The 19,822-nt window shown below is 37.6% G+C and carries 18 protein-coding genes and 1 pseudogene; 17 read left to right on the top strand and 2 right to left on the bottom strand.

Translation table 11 applies throughout. The annotated features are described in order from the left end of the window. Positions 1 to 175 precede the first annotated feature (175 nt). The 4 genes from STRPS_RS02440 (at position 176) to STRPS_RS02425 (ending at position 3,954) form a co-directional block, all read left to right on the top strand. On the top strand, positions 176 to 1,135 hold the full coding sequence (locus tag STRPS_RS02440) for a Gfo/Idh/MocA family protein (protein WP_007892670.1): 960 nt from the start codon (positions 176 to 178) through the stop codon (positions 1,133 to 1,135). A gap of 63 nt (positions 1,136 to 1,198) precedes the next feature. Beyond that, positions 1,199 to 2,119, top strand: a complete 921-nt coding sequence (locus STRPS_RS02435) for a magnesium transporter CorA family protein (protein WP_007892645.1) — start codon at positions 1,199 to 1,201, stop codon at positions 2,117 to 2,119. Between the two features lie 11 nt (positions 2,120 to 2,130). Then, entirely contained in the window at positions 2,131 to 3,210 is a 1,080-nt protein-coding gene (locus STRPS_RS02430) for an MmcQ/YjbR family DNA-binding protein (protein ID WP_007892656.1), read from the top strand. Between the two features lie 27 nt (positions 3,211 to 3,237). Beyond that, the gene (locus STRPS_RS02425; protein WP_007892686.1) at positions 3,238 to 3,954 is read left to right on the top strand and encodes a B3/B4 domain-containing protein; all 717 of its coding nucleotides are present in this window, start codon (positions 3,238 to 3,240) and stop codon (positions 3,952 to 3,954) included. A 217-nt stretch (positions 3,955 to 4,171) separates the two neighbouring features. On the opposite strand, the gene STRPS_RS02420 is transcribed toward STRPS_RS02425, so the two are convergent. After that, positions 4,172 to 4,645 carry an arginine repressor gene (locus tag STRPS_RS02420; protein ID WP_007892654.1) on the bottom strand — a complete coding sequence of 158 codons (474 nt, stop codon included), beginning with the start codon at positions 4,643 to 4,645 and terminating at the stop codon, positions 4,172 to 4,174. A gap of 142 nt (positions 4,646 to 4,787) precedes the next feature. On the opposite strand from STRPS_RS02420, the gene STRPS_RS02415 reads away from it, so the two are divergent. From STRPS_RS02415 to arcC, 6 genes are all read left to right on the top strand, one after another. Beyond that, on the top strand, positions 4,788 to 5,465 hold the full coding sequence (locus tag STRPS_RS02415; protein WP_007892700.1) for a Crp/Fnr family transcriptional regulator: 678 nt from the start codon (positions 4,788 to 4,790) through the stop codon (positions 5,463 to 5,465). 271 nt (positions 5,466 to 5,736) lie between these two features. Further along, a complete protein-coding gene (arcA, locus tag STRPS_RS02410; protein ID WP_007892646.1) occupies positions 5,737 to 6,969 on the top strand; it encodes an arginine deiminase in 1,233 nt (410 codons plus the stop codon). 282 nt (positions 6,970 to 7,251) lie between these two features. Beyond that, positions 7,252 to 8,265: an ornithine carbamoyltransferase gene (argF, locus tag STRPS_RS02405; protein WP_007892634.1), complete on the top strand. Its 1,014-nt coding sequence runs from the start codon at positions 7,252 to 7,254 to the stop codon at positions 8,263 to 8,265. Between the two features lie 219 nt (positions 8,266 to 8,484). After that, positions 8,485 to 9,978, top strand: coding sequence for a YfcC family protein (locus tag STRPS_RS02400; RefSeq protein WP_007892628.1), 1,494 nt, complete (start codon positions 8,485 to 8,487; stop codon positions 9,976 to 9,978). 31 nt (positions 9,979 to 10,009) lie between these two features. Next, positions 10,010 to 11,341, top strand: coding sequence for a dipeptidase (locus STRPS_RS02395; RefSeq protein ID WP_007892681.1), 1,332 nt, complete (start codon positions 10,010 to 10,012; stop codon positions 11,339 to 11,341). Between the two features lie 16 nt (positions 11,342 to 11,357). After that, positions 11,358 to 12,308 carry a carbamate kinase gene (gene arcC, locus STRPS_RS02390; protein ID WP_007892664.1) on the top strand — a complete coding sequence of 317 codons (951 nt, stop codon included), beginning with the start codon at positions 11,358 to 11,360 and terminating at the stop codon, positions 12,306 to 12,308. Positions 12,309 to 12,395: 87 nt separating this feature from the next. Here arcC and STRPS_RS02385 read toward each other — a convergent pair. Continuing rightward, positions 12,396 to 13,939 (bottom strand): annotated as a pseudogene (locus STRPS_RS02385) (IS1182 family transposase). Positions 13,940 to 14,182: 243 nt separating this feature from the next. On the opposite strand from STRPS_RS02385, the gene asnA reads away from it, so the two are divergent. The 7 genes from asnA to rbsD all read left to right on the top strand — a co-directional run bounded on the left by asnA (position 14,183) and on the right by rbsD (position 19,814). Continuing rightward, positions 14,183 to 15,175: an aspartate--ammonia ligase gene (gene asnA / locus STRPS_RS02380; RefSeq protein ID WP_007894038.1), complete on the top strand. Its 993-nt coding sequence runs from the start codon at positions 14,183 to 14,185 to the stop codon at positions 15,173 to 15,175. 102 nt (positions 15,176 to 15,277) lie between these two features. Then, positions 15,278 to 15,817 carry a 16S rRNA (guanine(966)-N(2))-methyltransferase RsmD gene (rsmD, locus tag STRPS_RS02375; RefSeq protein WP_007894025.1) on the top strand — a complete coding sequence of 180 codons (540 nt, stop codon included), beginning with the start codon at positions 15,278 to 15,280 and terminating at the stop codon, positions 15,815 to 15,817. Then, positions 15,807 to 16,298, top strand: coding sequence for a pantetheine-phosphate adenylyltransferase (gene coaD / locus STRPS_RS02370; RefSeq protein ID WP_007893991.1), 492 nt, complete (start codon positions 15,807 to 15,809; stop codon positions 16,296 to 16,298). The genes rsmD and coaD overlap by 11 nt, the downstream gene beginning before the upstream one ends. Next, entirely contained in the window at positions 16,285 to 17,328 is a 1,044-nt protein-coding gene (locus STRPS_RS02365; RefSeq protein ID WP_007894008.1) for a SepM family pheromone-processing serine protease, read from the top strand. The genes coaD and STRPS_RS02365 overlap by 14 nt, the downstream gene beginning before the upstream one ends. Positions 17,329 to 17,553: 225 nt before the next feature. Further along, entirely contained in the window at positions 17,554 to 18,537 is a 984-nt protein-coding gene (locus STRPS_RS02360) for a LacI family DNA-binding transcriptional regulator (protein WP_007894011.1), read from the top strand. Then, on the top strand, positions 18,530 to 19,441 hold the full coding sequence (locus STRPS_RS02355; protein WP_007893981.1) for a ribokinase: 912 nt from the start codon (positions 18,530 to 18,532) through the stop codon (positions 19,439 to 19,441). Before STRPS_RS02360 ends, STRPS_RS02355 begins: the two co-directional genes overlap by 8 nt. Then, positions 19,416 to 19,814, top strand: a complete 399-nt coding sequence (gene rbsD, locus STRPS_RS02350; protein ID WP_007894040.1) for a D-ribose pyranase — start codon at positions 19,416 to 19,418, stop codon at positions 19,812 to 19,814. The genes STRPS_RS02355 and rbsD overlap by 26 nt, the downstream gene beginning before the upstream one ends. Positions 19,815 to 19,822 lie beyond the last annotated feature (8 nt).

The following is a 19,822-nucleotide window of genomic DNA, read 5'->3' as shown; positions in this document are numbered from 1 at the left end:
TTGTATTTTTTAGTTTAGAAAAGATAGTTAGAAGCTAAGTGTTAAAAAAGAACTTGAAAAAAGGCCTAAAACTACTCGTATAATGGGGATAGATTCTTTAAAGCTTAGCTTCGTTCCTGCCAATTTTTCTCCTTCGTGTTATAATAATCTTATAATATAGGAATGGGGATTTGAAATGGTGATAGTGAGGTATGGTGTGGTGTCTACGGCTCAAGTAGCACCAAGATTTATTGAAGGTGTCCGCTTAGCCGGGAATGGTGAAATAGTGGCTGTTTCTAGTCGCTCTTTTGAAAAAGCTAGAACTTTTGCGGCACAGTATCATATTCCTAAAGCTTATGGTAGTCTTTCTGAAATGATTGCAGATCCGGACATTGACATCATTTATGTGCCTACAATTAACAAAGATCACTATAATTGTGCAAAAAAAGCTCTACAGGCCGGTAAGCATGTTTTAGTTGAAAAACCCTTTACCCTTACTTATGCAGAAGCGCGGGAGCTTTTTAATTTGGCATACCGCAAGAAGCTTTTCTTAATGGAGGCTCAAAAATCAGTTTTTATTCCTCTCACGGATATAATCAAAAAGACCATTCAATCTGGAGAACTGGGAGATATTCTTTCTGTCAGTTCAACCACTGCTTATCCTAATATAGATCATATTGCCTGGTTTAGGGATTTAGAAGCGGGTGGTGGAACGGCTCATTTCATGGCGCCGTATGCTTTTTCATACCTTCAGTATCTTTTTGACTGCCCTATTGAAAAGGCTGGTGGTATCGCTAACTTTTTAGAAGGGGAGAGTGATAGTCAGTCTAAGATTCTCTTACAAATGGGAAATGGTGTCATGGTTGATATTTTTCTGACGACTAAGCTTAAGTTGAAGCATCAGATGACGATTCGAGGAACCAAAGGAACATTAGAAATTCCTAGCTTCTGGAAGTCAACCATGGCAACGTTAACTTACGAAGATGGCAGTCGCAGATTGTTGGAAGCCCCTATGGATAGTGATTTTGCCTCTGAGGCCTATCATGTTAGCCAAATGGTTCAAGAAGGTGCAACAACAAGTCCAATTATGAAACCAGAAATTACTCTCCTCACTATTAAAATTATCGAGGAACTTTATAAATCTTGGGGGAAATAAAAAGGTACAAGGAGTGCCTTTTTTGATTAATAATATATAAAAGGGTCTGGAAGGAGTGGAGCTATGCCTGGTGAAACAAAGACGCAGGACTTATTTAAGGTTATCAATGTGGATCATTTATCTACTGATGACAAACAGTTACTAATGAGTCTAGGTGATCTTGGTCAAGATGTTTTAGATTATGCTCAAGATAGCAATGAGACGGCTTTCGTCAAAGAACAAGATGGCTGGTTAGTTTTAGTATATCAGTTATTGGAGGATAAAATTGTATCCCTAAAAGCTGGCAATATTCCTAAGATTATGCCCATGACCTTTGTAGTCAGTAGCCAGTCATTATTGATTTTAGAAACGGATGAAACGACGCAACTGTTGGCTAAAGTTATAGACCGAGTCAATTTGAGTCAAGAACCTAAAGAAATCATGTTCCAGTTACTAACCTTGTTTACGAAGTCCTACTTTACAGAAGTAGAGGCGATGGGAAAAGAGCGTGATTATCTGATGAATCAGCTACGCCAACGAGCGACCAAGAAGAATCTAACAGAATTGGCCAATTTGCAGAGTGGCTCTGTGTATGTCATGATGGGATCCCAACAGAATGGAGACATGTTAGCAGACTTTCAGGAACTGGCTAGCTATGATAGCTTTAGTGAGCGGGTCAAAGCTAAGTTGCGAGACACCGTGATTGAGGTTAAGCAATTGTCTAATATGTGTTCTTTACACACGCGGATTTTAGAACAATTGGCAAGCTCTTATAATAATGTTTTAAGCAATCGACTCAATGATAATGTTACTTCCTTAACTATTTTTACGATTGGTCTAACAGTTATTACTACAGTGACTAGTTTTTATGGAATGAATGTTAAACTCCCCTTTGCTGAGGTGGACATTGTGTGGTTGCTTATTCTGATTATTACGACAATTATTGCATTGATTCTCATGCATTTCTTACGACGATTTGTGAATGATGGTCACCGTCATCTTTAGAAAGTAGGTTTATGACGATAGAAGAAAATGTCTTTAGGAAAAGGCAAATTCAACTGGATAGACTAGTGCCCTTTGGCTTTAATCAAGACCAGGACGGCTCATTTAGTTACCATGCTGATATTATGGGCGGGGCTTTTACTGTTCAGGTAGTAGTTGAGGCAGAAGGCCAATTATCTAGTCGGGTTATTGATAACGATATGAAGGAGGACTATCTAGCAATTCATGTGGAGAAGATGGTTCCTAGCTATGTGGGACAAGTGCAAACTGCCTATCAGGCGGTTTTAGAAGAAATCTCGGAGGCTTGCTGTATCCTTTTTCCTTTCCAGTCAGATCAGATGAATCGGCTTAATCAGCGACTAGTCGATAACTTTAGTGATTCTCTAGACCAACCTTTTGATAATCATTTTGATACCTATTCCTATAGGGTTGGGGGTAAGTGGTATGCTGTAATTTTTCCTCTTGCTCTGAACAAATTGGAAGGTATTGCTGAGGATTATAAAAACCAAACTGCTGAAGTGATTAATCTCAAAGTTAAGCCCCGGGAATTGGATACCTTACTTTCTCAAAATGGGATTTACCCAGCTTATCATATGTCTAAGAAATCTTGGATTTCAATTATTCTGGATGATAGTCTGTCTGATGAAGTTATCTGGAAACTTATTCTTGCAAGTAGGGCTTTAGTAGAATCACCACTTTTAAAAAGATTCAAAGGACCGGATTTTTGGATTATTCCGGCTAATCTTAACTATTATGACATTGATAGTGAGTTTGCGGCTAGTACAGATATTTTGTGGACACAGAAGGCTTCAATAAAAATTGGTGATTACGTCTTTATTTACATAACAGCTCCAACTAAAGCTATTCGTTATGTCTGTCGCGTTTTAGAGGTTAATATTCCTAATGAGGATTTTCGTCCTCGCAAGGATATTAAGACCTTGATGCATTTGCAGTTAATAGAAAAATTTGCAGATGATCAGTTACCTCTTGAGGTCCTACAAGAACATGGTGTTAAGTCAGTTCGTGGACCTAGGCGTTTAACCCCACAATTTATTGCATTTTTGCAAGAAAAAGGGTATCTTAAAGAGGATTAGATTTATGGTATTGGGAGGAGATTGGAGATGTCACGGTTTATCGTTGATCAGAGTTTTTGGGATTTGTTTCCAGAAGCACAATTGGGAGTTGTTCTCTTACACAATTATCAGTCCTCAGGTGAATCGTCCAAGGAGATAAAAATGATCCTGAGAGAAAGTCAGTCTCTTGCAGAGCAGTACCTAACGGAAAGTAACTTTGCAGATAATGAGGTAATTCGGACCTATCGCAATGCCTATCAACAATTTAAAACAAAAAAAGGAGCTCGGTCCAGCATTGAAGCTTTGCTGAAGCGCGTTTCAAAGGGAAATCAAATTCCCTCAATTAATCCTCTAGTTGATATTTATAATGCTGCTAGTTTACGTTTTGCTCTACCAGTTGGAGCTGAAGATTTGGATAGTTTTGTTGGTGATTTGCGCTTGACTATTACAGATGGCAATGATTCTTTCTATTTGATTGGTGACGAAAATGATTCACCAACTTTGCCGAATGAACTTTGTTACAAAGATGATATTGGTGCTGTTTGTCGTTGCTTAAATTGGCGTGATGGCGCACGAACGATGATTACTGCTAATACTAAAAACGCTTTTTTAGTCATTGAACTATTAGATAGAGGTAGGCTTGATCAATTGATAGAGGCACTGAATTTTATTGAAGGTCATGCCAAATTACAACTTGGTGCAGAAGCAGAAAAGTACATTTTAACGAAAGAAAATACTTGCGTTGACCTAGGAAAAAAGATTTAATAAAAGGTTAGAAATTTTTGTGAATTAATACAAAGAATGAGGAAGTCATTTTAGATTTTGAGAGATTCACTATACTGCCTAATTTGCTAGCTTAGTTTATAAGGAGTGAATTATTTTTGACAGTCATTAATTCAATAGTGCAGAAGTAGTTTAAAGGAAAAAAATGAAGACAAGTGGTGCTTGTCTTCATGGTGTGTAGTTGAAGGAAAGTTGAGGCTTACTTGTTACTAAAGAAAAATGGTGGAGTATAATTACTCAAGGTTTCAAAGCAAGTTTTTGCTCCATCGTTATCTTCGCAGATAATCAGACAGGTGTCATCTCCACAAACAGTAGCAACGATCTCCGTGATCTGCATAGCATCTAAGATCGAGCCAAACGACTGAGCTAGTCCAGGGAGGGTTTTTAAAACTATTTGGTTCTGCACAATTTTTAACATGACTAAGGCATCTTCCATATAAAAACGCAAGCGATGCTCCCATCGACTTTGAGAGATGGATAAGGTTTCATAGTGTGTAGACTCACCATTTGATACTTTAACCAAATTTAACTCTTTCATATCACGAGAAAGAGTTGCCTGAGTAATATGAATCCCGTTTTTTTTCAAGCGACTCTGCAATTCTTGCTGGGTATGGATAGTTGTTTCTGAAATTAATGAACGAATGAGTTGGTGTCGAATTTCTTTTTTATTCATATTCGTCTCTTCCTTTAATTTTCTGCAATCAACCCGAGTATACCAGAAAGCTAATCTTCTGTAAAGAATTTTATAGAAACGCTTACAATAGGCTAATCTTTGTGGTAAAATGAGAGTAATATAGGGAAGTTGGAGGTTTCATTTGATTAGACGTGAAGATTATCAGTATTTAAGAAAATTAAATGATTTTAAATTTTTCTCCATTGAAGAATTTGATAAAATTGTTGGCCAGATGGAATGTCGCAAAGTACAAAAGGGTCATATTTTGTTTTTTGAGGGAGATAGACGTGATAAATTATTTTTAGTAACATCGGGCTATTTTAAAGTTGAACAAACCGACCAATCGGGTTCTTTTATATATACTGACTTTATAAGACATGACACCATTTTCCCCTACGGAGGGATGTTTACAGATGAGGCCTATCATTTTTCAGTTGTAGCCATAACAGATGTCACTTACTATTATTTGCCCGTAGATTTATTTGAAAAATTTTCTGCAGATAATCCTAAACAAATGGTTCATCTTTATAGTAAATTGTCTCGTCTTTTAGAGTTGCACGAATTACGAGTGCGTAATCTCATTACTTCCAGCGCTAGCGAACGGGTTATTCAATCTTTAGCTATTCTTTTAATTGAGATGGGCGATGACGAAAATAAATTACCATTTCAGTTAACCTCAACAGATATTGCCAACATGAGTGGTACAACCCGTGAAACAGTCAGTCATGTCCTAAGTAAGCTTAAACGAGAAAAATTATTAGTGAGAAAAAATAAATATTTAACATTTTTGAATAGAGATTTTTTCTTAAAACACACCTAAGGATAAAAAACTTAATTTTAAGTTTTATCACTTTTTTTAAATTTATAACTATAAATATTTTCGCAAAAATGTAAAAAACATACAAGAAACCGGATACATTTCAATAAAGTTTCATTTTTTGAATAAAATCAGTAAGCGATTTCACAATGAGAGAGTGAAATTTACCGCATTTATTCCTTTGTTAAAAGGTAAACTATGTATGTAAGCAAGATTTACCAAATCTTGAAAGGTGAATTCACAAAACTTATCATTTAGAAAGAGGTTAAAAGTTATGACTGCTAAATCACCGATTCATGTTTATTCTGAGATTGGCAAACTTAAAAAAGTTATGCTGCACAGACCTGGTAAAGAAATTGAAAATTTGATGCCAGACTATCTAGAAAGATTATTATTTGATGATATTCCTTTTCTAGAAAATGCTCAAAAAGAGCATGATGCTTTTGCACAAGCTCTTAGAGAAGAAGGCATTGAAGTTCTTTACCTTGAAAAATTAGCAGCTGAATCATTGATTAACGATGAGGTTCGCAAAGCTTTTATTGACGAATACATTGAAGAAGCTAATATTCGAGGTCGTTCTACTAAAGAAGCCATTCGCGAGTTACTCTTGTCAATTAAAGATAACCAAGAGTTGATTGATAAAACAATGGCTGGGGTTCAAAAATCTGAACTTCCAGAAATCTCTGATGATGAAAAAGGATTGACAGACCTTGTAGAATCTGACTATCCATTTGCTATTGATCCTATGCCAAACCTATACTTCACTCGTGATCCATTCGCAACTATTGGTGAAGGGGTTTCCCTAAATCATATGTTCTCTGAAACTCGTAACCGTGAAACACTTTATGGTAAATATATTTTCACTCACCATCCAGAGTACGGCGGTAAAGTGCCAATGGTATACGATCGTAGCGAAAATACTCGTATTGAAGGAGGAGATGAACTCGTTCTTTCTAAAGATGTTTTAGCGGTAGGTATTTCACAACGTACTGATGCAGCATCTATTGAAAAACTTTTGATTAATATCTTCAAAGAAAACCTAGGATTCAAAAAAGTATTGGCCTTTGAATTTGCTAACAACCGTAAATTTATGCATTTAGATACAGTTTTCACTATGGTTGACTATGATAAATTCACAATTCATCCAGAAATTGAAGGTGACTTGCGTGTTTATTCTGTCACTTATGAAAACGATAAACTTAAAATTGTTGAAGAAAATGGCGATTTAGCAGAACTTCTTGCTGATAATCTAGGTGTTGATAAAGTTGAATTGATTCGTTGTGGTGGTGATAATATTGTTGCTGCTGGACGTGAACAATGGAATGATGGCTCCAACACTCTAACAATTGCACCAGGTGTTGTAGTGGTTTATAATCGTAATACTATTACAAATGCTATCCTAGAATCTAAAGGTCTAAGACTTATTAAGATTGAAGGAAGTGAACTTGTTCGTGGTCGTGGTGGACCTCGTTGTATGTCAATGCCATTTGAACGTGAAGACCTATAATATTGCCTTTCAATAGAATGAAACGAGTCAGAGGCTCGGGTTAATTTATACGCTACTGACGACAGTTAGTATCTTTCATATACAAAGTAGTAGTGGATTAACTAAAGACTATTGTCCCCTTACTATATAGTAAAAACACATAGTGTCTGGGGAAGTCAAGTCTAGCCATTAGGGCGCTTCCTTGTCCGTTAGAACTTGATTTTCCTAACGCTATATGTCTAAAATAGCGAGATAGTAACATCTCAACAAAACCTAAATTTTATATTTTGAAGGAGAAAGAAAATGACTCAAGTATTTCAAGGACGTAGCTTCTTAGCTGAAAAAGATTTTACACGTGAAGAGTTTGAATACCTTATTGATTTAGCAGCTCACTTAAAAGATCTCAAAAAACGTGGTATTCCACATCATTATTTAGAAGGAAAAAATATTGCCCTTTTATTTGAAAAAACATCTACACGTACTCGTGCAGCATTTACAACTGCAGCAATCGATTTAGGAGCACACCCTGAATACCTCGGTGCAAATGATATCCAACTTGGTAAAAAAGAATCAACAGAAGATACAGCAAAAGTTCTTGGACGTATGTTCGACGGTATTGAATTCCGTGGATTCAGCCAAAGAATGGTTGAAGAATTAGCTGAGTTCGCAGGAGTTCCAGTATGGAATGGCCTTACTGACGAATGGCATCCAACTCAAATGCTTGCTGACTACCTCACTATCAAAGAAAACTTTGGTAAACTTGAAGGAATCACACTTGTCTACTGTGGTGATGGACGTAACAATGTTGCTAACTCACTCTTAGTTGCAGGTACCATGATGGGGGTTAACGTACACATCTTCTCACCAAAAGAATTATTCCCTGATGAAGAAATTGTTAAGCTAGCTGAGGGCTATGCTAAAGAATCAGGAGCACACATTCTAGTTACTGATAATGCAGATGAAGCTGTCAAAGGTGCAGATGTCTTCTACACTGACGTATGGGTTTCTATGGGTGAAGAAGATAAATTTAAAGAACGTGTTGAATTACTTCAACCTTATCAAGTTAATATGGAACTTGTTAAAAAAGCTAATAATGACAAACTTATCTTCTTACATTGCTTACCAGCATTCCATGATACAAAAACTGTCTATGGTAAAGATGTTGAAGAAAAATATGGTGTATCTGAAATGGAAGTTACCGATGAAGTCTTCCGTAGCGACTTTGCGAAACATTTTGACCAAGCAGAAAACCGTATGCATACTATTAAGGCTGTTATGGCAGCAACTCTTGGAAATCTTTTCATTCCAAAAGTATAATAGCTACCTGGTACTTCCCTAATTAATTAATACTTAACTTTACTAATTTAACAAATTCTATTAGGTAACTCCTTATAACTACAGTAATGAAAGACTTTATTTAACTCCTTATAATTAAAGTAACAAATAAATGTAATTATTAAATACAGTCGTTCTGGTTCTGGCGGCCTTGACCGGAACTAGGACGACTGATTTTTATTGAAAAAGAGGTAAATTCTTATGGAAGAAAAAAAACGGGGTTTTAAAATTCCTTCTTCTTACACTGTCCTTTTCCTTATTATTGCCATTATGGCAGTTTTAACTTGGTTTATTCCAGCGGGTGCCTATGATACTGCCAAAGATGGAAGTGTTATTTCAGGCACATACCATGCTGTTAAATCAAATCCTCAAGGAATTTATGATGTTTTTATGGCTCCTGTTCGTGGGATGCTAGGGACTGGTAAAACAGAAGGTGCCATCCAAGTTTCCTTCTTCATCTTAATGGTAGGTGGTTTTCTGGGTGTTGTAAATAAGACTGGTGCTCTTGATCAGGGGATAGCATCAATTGTTAAAAATAATAAAGGTAGAGAGAAAATGCTAATTGCTATTTTGATTCCTATCTTTGCACTTGGTGGAACGACTTATGGTATGGGTGAAGAAACAATGGCTTTCTATCCATTACTTATCCCAGTAATGATTGCTGTTGGCTTTGATACTCTTGTGGCTGTTGCCATTATTTTAATTGGTTCACAAATCGGTTGTTTGGCTTCAACCATTAATCCCTTTGCAACCGGTGTTGCCGCTGATGCTGCCCATGTAAGTATTGCTGATGGTATGATTTGGCGCTTTATTCAATGGCTTGTCTTGGTTGCCATTTCAATTTGGTTTGTTTACAGTTATGCAAGCAAAATTGAAAAAGATCCAAGTAAATCATTAGTTGCCGATAAAATGGCAGAACATAAAGAGTTTTTCAAACTGGAAAATACTGACATGGATATGTCTAAAAAACAAAAACATGTTATCTGGGTTTTTATTTCTGCTTTTGTCATCATGATATTAAGTTTAATCCCTTGGGAAAAATTTGGTGTGCAACTTTTTGCAGATATTAATACGTGGCTTACTGGGCTACCTGGCTTTGGGGTATTCTTTGGTAAAAGTGTTGCTCCCTTAGGGACTTGGTATTTCCCAGAAATCACCATGCTCTTTATTATGATGGGGATCTTAGTAGCAATGGTTTATAAAATGTCTGAAGAAGATTTCATTTCTTCATTTATAGCAGGTGCTGCAGATCTCCTAAGTGTTGCCATTATTTGTGCTGTTGCCCGTGGTATTCAAGTTATTATGAATGATGGTATGATTACATCTACTATCCTTTCATGGGGTGAAAAAGGACTGTCAGGCCTTTCTTCTCAAGTTTTTGTCTTGTTAACCTATCTCTTCTACCTACCAATGTCATTTTTAATCCCATCTACTTCAGGTCTTGCAGGAGCAACAATGGGTATTATGGCTCCTCTAGGTCATTTTTCAAATGTGCCAGCTCATCTTGTTATTACAGCTTTCCAATCAGCTTCTGGTGTCCTTAATATGATTTCACCAACATCAGCTATCTGTATGGGTGCCCTTGCTATCGGGAAAATCGACCTAACAACTTGGTGGAAATTTGTTGCCAAATATATGGCAATTGTTATTATTGCAAGTGTGGCAATCCTTATGTTAGCTTCGTTTTTTAGCTAAGAGAAGTTAACTGCTATATGGAGGTATAAAAATGGAAACGTATATTACTAAAAGCCATCAAGAGGCTTGTGTTAAAGCTATCAAAGACATCGTTTCCTTCCCGTCTGTTCGTCAGGAAGGGGAGAACGGAACCCCCTTTGGACAGGCAATTTTAGATGTTCTTAAGCATACTCTTGCCCTATGTGAAGAGCTTGGTTTTCATACAGTGATTGACCCTGAAGGTTACTATGGTTATGCAGAATTAGGTGATCAAAAAGACATGCTTGCTATCCTCTGTCATCTTGATGTTGTTCCTGAAGGAGACCGTTCTTTGTGGCATACTGATCCCTTTGAGTGTATTGAAAAAGACGGCCACTTATATGGGCGTGGCACTCAGGACGACAAAGGTCCAACAATGATGGCCTTATATGCCGTTAAGGCTCTAATGGATGCAGGCGTTACGTTTAACAAACGCATTCGCTTTATCTTTGGAACTGACGAGGAAACTTTATGGCGTTGTATGGATCGTTACAATGAACGTGAAGAACAAGCAACTTTTGGCTTTGCTCCTGATTCCAAATTTCCTTTGATTTACGCAGAAAAAGGTCTGTTGCAGGCAAAATTAACGGGTTCTGGAAGCGACGCTCTAAGTCTTGAGGTTGGTAATGCTTATAATGTGGTCCCTGCTAGGGCTAACTATAGTGGAAACCTATTTCAAGAAGTTAAATCAGAACTCGATAAACTGGGATTTGAGTATGTCACAAATGATGATCAATTAACGGTTTATGGACTAGCTCAACATGCTAAAGACGCACCACATGGTATTAATGCTTTAGTACGCTTGGCAAAAGCTCTCTTCCCATACACAGATAATCAAACCATAGACTTTTTGGCCAATGTCGTTGATGAAGATGGCAAAGGTTTAAATATTTTTGGAAATATCGAAGACGAACCGTCGGGCATTTTATCTTTTAATGCTGCTGGTTTAACTATAAATAAGGAAAAGACTGAAATTAGGCTTGATATTCGTATTCCTGTTCTGGCTGATAAGGAAGAACTCGTAGCAACCTTGAGTAAGAAAGCCAAAACTTATGGTTTAACTTATGAAGAGTTCGACTATCTTGCACCACTCTATGTTCCAATTGATAGTGAATTGGTGACAACTTTGATGTCTGTCTATCAGCAAAAAACGGGAGATACTAGCCCAGCTATTTCTTCAGGAGGGGCTACCTTTGCTCGAACTATGCCAAATTGTGTGGCCTTTGGAGCAATGTTCCCAGACTCAATTCAAACGGAACATCAAGAAAATGAAAATATTGTATTAGAAGATGCTTATCGGGCAATGGATATCTATGCCGAAGCTATCTATCGACTAACAAGATAATAAGGAGAAATTTCGTATGACTAAACAAAAAATTGTTGTTGCTTTAGGTGGGAATGCCATTCTTTCAACTGATGCTTCAGCTAAAGCTCAACAAGAAGCTTTGATTTCAACATCAAAATCACTAGTTAAACTCATTCAGGACGGTAATGAAGTCATTGTAACGCATGGTAATGGACCACAAGTTGGGAACTTACTGTTGCAACAAGCAGCTGCTGATTCTGAAAAGAATCCAGCTATGCCTTTGGATACTTGTGTTGCCATGACTGAAGGAAGTATTGGTTTCTGGCTTGTTAATGCCCTTGATAATGAGTTAAAAGAACAAGGTATCGAAAAAGAGGTGGCAGCAGTTGTAACACAGGTTATTGTTGATAAGAACGATAGAGCCTTTACCAACCCAACTAAGCCAATTGGCCCCTTCCTTTCAGAAGAAGATGCTAAAAAACAAATTGAAGAAACTGGTGCAAGCTTTAAAGAAGATGCCGGACGTGGCTGGCGTAAAGTTGTTCCGTCTCCAAAACCAGTTGGAATTAAAGAGGCTAATGTCATCCGTAGTCTAGTTGATTCAGGTGTTGTGGTTGTCAGCGCTGGTGGCGGAGGTGTCCCAGTAGTAGAAGATCCGACAACTAAAGTTCTTACAGGTGTTGAAGCTGTTATTGACAAAGACTTTGCTTCTCAGACCCTTTCTGAGCTTGTGGATGCTGATCTCTTCATCGTCTTAACAGGTGTTGATAATGTGTATGTAAACTTTAACAAACCTGATCAAGAAAAATTAGAAGAAGTGACTGTTTCACAAATGAAAGAATATATTGGTCAAGATCAATTTGCACCAGGAAGTATGTTGCCAAAAGTTGAGGCAGCAATTGCTTTTGTAGAAAATAAACCAGAAGCTAAAGCAATCATTACTTCACTTGAGAACATTGATAAAGTCCTTTCTGAAAATGCTGGAACACATATTGTCGCAGGTTAAATGAGCAAAAAAATAAAAATGATTAAAGGTGTCAATAAAGAGTCTGGGACAAAAAGAGTTCTCAGCTATAAAAACAGAGATTCACATTTAGAGTGAGTCTCTGTTTTTAATTTTTGTCATTCTCCTATTGTATTTCAGTAGATTATTGGCCATGAGGACCAATCCCATATCAATCTTAACCTGACGTTTCCCTCTCAGGTTACACCGTTTGTAACCCAAACAAGCCTTTATCTGACCAAAGACAGGTTCCACATCAACTTTCCGTTGTGCGAAGATTCGCCCTCCTTCTTCAGATAAAAGCGCTTGACTCTCTTTTCTTTTCAACTCTTGGTATCTCTGGTTTACATAGAGACACTTTTGAGGGGCTAAATCAGGATAATCCGCCTGATAAACCCTGATGTCTTGTTGGAATCCAGTGGCTGTTCTGCTATGTTTGATAGATTCAAAATGATAATCCCAACCATCAGGATGTGTGTAGGTATCACTGACGTCATCGTAGAGCCAATTATCGAGATGCTTTGGAGAGTGTTTCTGCTTTCTTTTCTGCTCCTTATCAAACATACTGTATTTAATCAGGTGCTCAACTCCAAATTTGTCTAGTGTGGTTAAGTTTTCTTCACTCCCATACCCCGCATCTGCAACAACCCTCTTAAGATTATGTGGGTAACTATCTAATAGTGGGATCAATGTTTTAGTATCGGTTGGGTTTGGAAAGATATCATAATGAAGGACAAACTGATTTTCCGTAGCGATTTGAAGATTGTAGCCTGCTTTAAGCTGCCCATTCCTCATATGGTCATCTTTCATCCGCATAAAGGTAGCGTCTGTATCTGTTTTGGAAAAACTATTGCGACCATCGAAGATAGAATGATAGGTCTCATATTTCTCAGCTCGCACTGAAAAATCATCCTTAACCTTTCGTAGGACCTTCTTGAGTTTTCGACGTTTAACTTTGCGTGTATCCTGACCTTTAACAGGTTCCTCCTCAATGTCTTGAGTTAAGTCTGCCAATTCTTCCTCGATGATTTGAGCAAATGCGGTTAACTGCTCAGCAGTTACTGGTTCTTGTTCATCCAGAACAATGGCCTCGTGAATCAGAGGGCTGACTTCTTCTTGAAAATAGCGGCGTAGGTCAGTTTGAAGCTTGGCAGAGAATTTAGCTGTTGCTTTCTTCCAGACAAAGCTATATTTATTGGCATTGGCTTCAATCTTGGTACCGTCAATATAGAGACAGTCCAGAGAGACTAGGTCCTCCATCTTGAGACGAAGGTTTAGTTCAATGAATAAATCTCTAATTAAGTTTTCCATGCCTTTGGCCACACGGAAACGATTAATGGTTCGATAACTGACCACCAGCTGACCAGTCAGATACTGCATAGCTATATTTTCTATCATTAATTTCTCGATTTTGCGACCAGAGAAGACTCCTCGAGTATAAGCAAATAAGAGGGCAGATAATAAGAGTTTAGGGTGATAAGAAGGACGACCAAAGGTAGAGTAGAAGCCAGCGAAACAGTTTCTTCCAATTCATTTACCACTTTTTCAATGGTGAAGACAATGTGGTCTTGTGGTAAGCAAGAGGTAAGTTCAAGTGGCAATGTGGTTTGATTTGTGTTATAGTGAATATGCATGGGGATAGCCTTTCTAAAGTGTTTCTGGACAATTCTATTTTATCAAGACTATCGCAACCATGCAAAAAGCAACGGCAAAAACCGTTGCTTTTTTGTTTTAGTCAAGAAGACTTTTGTCCCAGACTCTTTTATTTTAAGTTTTTTCAGTGTATAATTAGCTTTATATTTTTCAGTTTAGGACATTGACCACGCTCAGAAGAACGAATCCTGACAATGTCAGAAAAAATTCTATAAGGAGGAGCTATGAAAAAAAGCTTTATTCATCAACAAGAGGAAATTTCCTTTGTTAAAAATACGTTCACGCAATATTTAATTGATAAGCTTGATGTTGTTGAAGTGCAAGGACCTATCTTAAGTCGGGTCGGAGACGGTATGCAAGATAATCTAAGTGGTATTGAAAATCCCGTTTCTGTCAATGTACTTAATATCCCGGAAGCTCAATTTGAAGTTGTCCATTCTTTAGCCAAATGGAAACGTCATACTTTGGCACGCTTTGGATTCAATGAAGGAGAAGGCCTTGTTGTTAATATGAAAGCCCTCCGCCCTGATGAGGATTCTTTAGATGCGACTCACTCTGTCTATGTTGACCAATGGGATTGGGAGAAGGTTATTCCTGATGGAAAACGTAATTTGGCCTATTTAAAAGAGACGGTGGAGACAATTTATAAAGTCATCCGTTTAACGGAATTGGCTGTTGAAGCGCGTTATGATATTGAGGCAATTTTACCTAAAAAAATAACATTTATTCACACTGAAGATTTGGTTAAAAAGTATCCTAACCTCACGCCAAAGGAACGTGAAAATGCTATTACCAAGGAATTTGGCGCTGTTTTTTTGATTGGTATCGGTGGTGTATTGTCTGATGGTAAGCCCCATGATGGCCGTGCTCCAGATTATGATGACTGGACTACTGAGTCTGAAAATGGTTATCGGGGATTAAATGGTGATATTCTAGTTTGGAATGACCAACTACAATCTGCATTTGAACTCTCTTCGATGGGTATCCGTGTCGATCAAGAAGCCTTAAAGCGACAAGTAGCTATTACTGGTGATACTGATCGTCTAGCATTTGATTGGCATAAAGCTTTATTAAACGGCCTCTTTCCCTTATCAATTGGTGGTGGCATTGGCCAATCACGTATGGCGATGTTTCTGTTACGTAAGAAGCATATTGGTGAAGTACAAACTTCTGTATGGCCAGAAAAAGTAGGTGAAATTTACGAAAATATTCTATAAAAAAGCAGTTTTTAACTGCTTTTTTTACTGTTAACAGGCCTATCCTCATTTTGTTAAGGATAAAAACTTGGCTACTTCTATATTTTTGATATAATAAGGGGTATGAGAATTGTATCTGGTGAATTTGGTGGACGGCCACTTAAGACCCTCCCTGGAAAAACAACAAGACCCACTTCGGACAAAGTTCGAGGTGCGATGTTTAATATGATTGGTCCTTATTTTGGGGGAGGGCGCGTCTTAGATTTATTTGCTGGCTCAGGAGGCCTAGCTATTGAAGCTGTATCGCGTGGCATGTCTCAGGCTGTATTAGTCGAAAGAGATCGTGGAGCGCAAGCTATTATCCAAGAGAATATCAAAATGACAAAGTCAGAAGGACAATTTCAACTTTTGAAGATGGATGCTGGACAAGCACTTTTGCAGTTAGATCAAGTCTTTGATCTGATTTTTTTAGACCCTCCTTATGCTAAGGAGGAAATTGTGGCTATGATAGAGCTTATAGATCAAAAAGGTTTACTAGGTCCTGAGGTAATGATTGTTTGTGAGACAGAAAAGTCGGTTCAGCTACCTGAGGAAATAGGATCAGTTGGAATTTGGAAAGAAAAAATTTATGGAATTAGTAAGGTAACCGTTTATGTCAGATAAAATTGGACTTTATTCAGGTTCATTTGATCCAGTGACCAATGGTCATATGGATATTATTGAACGTGCTAGCCATCTTTTTGACCGCTTATATGTGGGCGTCTTTTTTAATCCAGATAAAAAAGGTTTCTTTTCTTTAGAGACGCGGGTTCGTGTGTTAGAAGAAGCCCTTGCTCACTTAGATAATGTTTTTGTAGTATCGACACAAGATAGTTTAGCTGTTGATTTAGCAAAAGAGCTAGATGTGACACATTTGGTTCGTGGTCTGCGAAATCCAACCGATTTTGAGTATGAATCTAATCTGGAGTACTTTAATCATCGCTTAGAACCAAGTATTGATACCCTTTACTTTATTTCACGGAATATCATGAGTCCTATCAGTTCAAGTCGTGTCAAAGAGCTAGTTCACTTTAAATCCTCGATTGAAGGCTTAGTCCCTCAACCTGTTATTGATCAATTGGAGCGTATGAATGAAGATAATTAAAAAAGTCAAATGGTGGTTAATTAGTATTCTGGCAGTAGTTGCCCTCTTGTTTGCCCTCTTTTTCCCTTTACCTTATTATATTGAGATGCCTGGTGGAGCCTACGATATCCGTTCAGTGCTTAAGGTAAACGATAAAAGGGATAAGGAGAAAGGCTCTTATAATTTTGTGGCGGTCAGTTTGAGTCGAGCCACTTTTGCTCAAATTCTTTATGCTTGGGTAACGCCATTCACAGAGATTTCATCTTTGGAAAATACAACTGGTGGCTATAGTGCGGCAGATTATATGCGCATCAATCAATATTACATGGAGACCTCTCAAAACGGAGCTATCTATCAAGCCTTACAATTAGCTGGGAAACCTGTTTCTTTAGACTACCTAGGTGTTTATGTTTTGGATGTCAATAAAGAGTCTACTTTTCGTGGTATTCTAAATATTGCTGATACTGTTACAGGAGTCAATCAAAAAGAATTTAAGAGTTCAACTGAACTTATTAAATACGTTTCAAGTTTGAAACGGGGTGAAACAGTGACGGTGCAATATACCAGCGGTAATGAGAAAAAATCTAAAAGTGGTAAGCTTATTAAGCTAAAAAATGGAAAGAATGGTATTGGAATTGGCTTAACGGACCACACAAAAGTCCATACAGATGAAAAGATTGAGTTTTCGACAGAAGGTGTAGGTGGACCAAGTGCTGGGCTTATGTTTACACTGGATATTTATGATCAACTAAATCAAGAAAACCTGCGTAAAGGTCGTCGTATTGCTGGTACTGGAACGATTGATCAAGATGGCAAAGTTGGTGATATTGGTGGTGCAGGATTAAAAGTTGTTGCTGCAGCTAACGAAGGGGCTGATATTTTCTTTGTACCCAACAATCCAGTTGATAAACGGATCAAAAAAGTAAAACCAAATGCAAAGACCAATTATAAAGAAGCCTTGGAAGTCGCTAAAAAAATAAAAACCAAGATGAAAATTGTTCCCGTTAGAAATGTCAAAGAAGCTATTGCTTACTTGCAAAAGACAAAATAATGGCTATCTTAGTAAAGGCCTCATATGTTTAAACAAAAACTTCTAGATTATTCTGGAAGTTTTTTCCAGTTATAATAGGCGTTTGGTAAGTTCAAGGTGAGATTGGACAGAATAATTAGTCAGTTTAATCAGATAAATTAATAAAAGGAGTTGACACAAGCTAAGAAAACGATTACAATATCCGTGTGAGAACGTTTCCATAATTAAGAAAGGAAGGAGTATTTGATGCCAACCATTAAAGAAGTTGCTGAGGAAGCGAGTGTTTCAAAATCAACAGTATCGCGCTATATTTCTAAAAATGGGTATGTCTCAGATGATGCTAGAGAAAAAATCAAAGAAGCCATTACTAAATTGCATTATAGCCCTAATGTCATTGCCCAGTCCTTAAAAACCAACAGGAACCAGTTAGTCGGTTTGTTATTACCAGATATTTCAAATCCTTTTTTTCCCCGCTTAGCACGAGGGGCTGAGGTTTATTTAAAAGAAAAGGGCTATCGTGTGATGTTAGGTAATATTTCGGATAGCAAAACATTAGAAGAGGAATATCTGAATGTTTTATTACAAAATAGAGCAGCTGGTATTATTACCACACACGATTTTACTAAAGACCACCCTGAAATTGACATTCCTGTTGTCGTTGTGGACCGTGTCGACAAAGACAGTCGCTATGGGGTTTTTTCTGATAGCCAAGCTGGGGGGCATTTAGCTGCTGAGGTTATCTGGAAGGCCGGTACTAACAAAGTTTTACTAATAAGAGGGCCGCTGGATTTAGCCGATAATATAAATGAACGATTCAAAGCTAGTTTAACGTTCTTGACCAACAAGAATGTTGACCTTTATATTGGTGATAGTAAAAGTTTTGACTTCGATGATATCCAATCAGAAGCAAAATATTATTTAGATCAGTTTATAGGTATTGATAGCATTATCGCACCATCAGATATTCATGCGATTGCTTACATTCATGAATTACATTCGCGTGGCATAGGCATTCCCGATGAAGTGCAAGTTATAGGATATGATGACATTTTAATGAGTCAATTTATTTACCCCTCATTATCAACGATTCATCAAGCTTCTTACCGAATGGGTTACAATGCCGCAGAACTAGTTTATAAAATTGCCAATCATTTACCCATAGAAGAAGAGCGTATTAAATTACCGGTTCATTACGTTGAACGAGAAACCGTTAGGAGGAAATATGAGTAATATTGTCATAATTGGAAGTATTTCAATGGATTTAGTCATGGTGACAAATCGCATTGCAGAAGAAGGCGAAACCGTCTTTGGAGAATCTTTCTTTATGGTTCCTGGTGGAAAAGGAGCTAATCAAGCGGTAGCTGTGGGTCGGCTTTCGTCACCGAAGGATCACATTTCAGTACTAGGAGCGGTAGGAGAGGATTCCTTTGGTCCAATTCTTTTAGAAAATCTCAAAGCAAATCATTTACATGTAAATCATGTGGGAACGGTCCCATCCTCTTCTGGAATTGCTCAAATTACGCTTTTTAATCAGGATAATCGAATCATTTATTGTCCAGGGGCAAATGGTCTAGTGACGACTTCAAACTGGTCTGAGGAATGGCAAGTGATAGCAGAAGCCGATCTGGTTATCTTACAAAATGAGATTCCGCATCAAGAAAATATGGCAATTGTTCGTTACTGCCACCAAAAGGGAATAAAAGTCCTTTATAATCCGGCGCCAGCTAGAGAAACTGATTCAGAAATGATACCTTTTGTTGATTTTGTAACCCCAAATCAACATGAATGTCAGGCCTTGTTTCCAAATCAAGAACTAGCAGAGACTTTGCGAAACTATCCAAACAAATTAATTGTTACCTTGGGCAAAAAAGGGGTAACGTATTTTGATGGTCAAGAAGTTCAGGTAATTCCAGCTATTAAAACGGAGGCTAAAGATACAACTGGAGCAGGAGATACCTTTAATGGTGCTTTTGGATTAGCCTTAACAAAACAACTTAGTATCACAGAGGCTTTGAAATTTGCTATCTTAGCCTCACATCTTTCTGTTCAAAAATTTGGAGCGCAAGGTGGTATGCCAACGATAGATGAAATGAAAGGACATCCAGAATATGTTAAAAGATGGGATTTTGAATAGTGATTTAGCCAAGTTAGCAGCAGATTTAGGGCATACGGATCGCGTTTGTATTGGTGATTTGGGGCTACCCGTTCCACAAACTGTCGCTAAAATTGATTTAGCCCTTAAACCGGGTTATCCGAATTTTCAAGACGTGTTGGACGTCTATTTGGATCATATTAAGGTTGAAAAAGTTATTTTAGCAGAAGAAATTAAAAGGATTAATCCAGAACAGTTGGATGCTGTGTTAGCAAAGCTAGATGATAGTATAGAAGTTGAGTATGTTAGTCATGAGGAGCTAAAGGGGTTGAATAAAGACGTTAAAGCGATTATCCGAACTGGAGAAAACACACCTTATTCTAATATTATTTTGCAGTCAGGTGTAACCATTTAGAAAGGAAC

The organism is Streptococcus pseudoporcinus LQ 940-04 (assembly GCF_000188035.1).
GTDB lineage: Bacteria > Bacillota > Bacilli > Lactobacillales > Streptococcaceae > Streptococcus > Streptococcus pseudoporcinus.
This window is presented reverse-complemented; position numbering and strand designations above follow the sequence as displayed.

Bases quoted from the DNA above. Each gene is read 5' to 3' on its own strand.
- STRPS_RS02400 (WP_007892628.1), top strand. From the start codon at position 8,485: ATGGAAGAAAAAAAACGGGGTTTTAAAATTCCTTCTTCTTACACTGTC.
- STRPS_RS02440 (WP_007892670.1), top strand. From the start codon at position 176: ATGGTGATAGTGAGGTATGGTGTGGTGTCTACGGCTCAAGTAGCACCA.
- asnA (WP_007894038.1), top strand. From the start codon at position 14,183: ATGAAAAAAAGCTTTATTCATCAACAAGAGGAAATTTCCTTTGTTAAA.
- rbsD (WP_007894040.1), top strand. From the start codon at position 19,416: ATGTTAAAAGATGGGATTTTGAATAGTGATTTAGCCAAGTTAGCAGCA.
- STRPS_RS02395 (WP_007892681.1), top strand. From the start codon at position 10,010: ATGGAAACGTATATTACTAAAAGCCATCAAGAGGCTTGTGTTAAAGCT.
- STRPS_RS02425 (WP_007892686.1), top strand. From the start codon at position 3,238: ATGTCACGGTTTATCGTTGATCAGAGTTTTTGGGATTTGTTTCCAGAA.
- coaD (WP_007893991.1), top strand. From the start codon at position 15,807: ATGTCAGATAAAATTGGACTTTATTCAGGTTCATTTGATCCAGTGACC.
- STRPS_RS02435 (WP_007892645.1), top strand. From the start codon at position 1,199: ATGCCTGGTGAAACAAAGACGCAGGACTTATTTAAGGTTATCAATGTG.
- argF (WP_007892634.1), top strand. From the start codon at position 7,252: ATGACTCAAGTATTTCAAGGACGTAGCTTCTTAGCTGAAAAAGATTTT.
- arcA (WP_007892646.1), top strand. From the start codon at position 5,737: ATGACTGCTAAATCACCGATTCATGTTTATTCTGAGATTGGCAAACTT.
- STRPS_RS02355 (WP_007893981.1), top strand. From the start codon at position 18,530: ATGAGTAATATTGTCATAATTGGAAGTATTTCAATGGATTTAGTCATG.
- rsmD (WP_007894025.1), top strand. From the start codon at position 15,278: ATGAGAATTGTATCTGGTGAATTTGGTGGACGGCCACTTAAGACCCTC.
- STRPS_RS02365 (WP_007894008.1), top strand. From the start codon at position 16,285: ATGAAGATAATTAAAAAAGTCAAATGGTGGTTAATTAGTATTCTGGCA.
- STRPS_RS02430 (WP_007892656.1), top strand. From the start codon at position 2,131: ATGACGATAGAAGAAAATGTCTTTAGGAAAAGGCAAATTCAACTGGAT.
- arcC (WP_007892664.1), top strand. From the start codon at position 11,358: ATGACTAAACAAAAAATTGTTGTTGCTTTAGGTGGGAATGCCATTCTT.
- STRPS_RS02420 (WP_007892654.1), bottom strand. From the start codon at position 4,645: ATGAATAAAAAAGAAATTCGACACCAACTCATTCGTTCATTAATTTCA.
- STRPS_RS02360 (WP_007894011.1), top strand. From the start codon at position 17,554: ATGCCAACCATTAAAGAAGTTGCTGAGGAAGCGAGTGTTTCAAAATCA.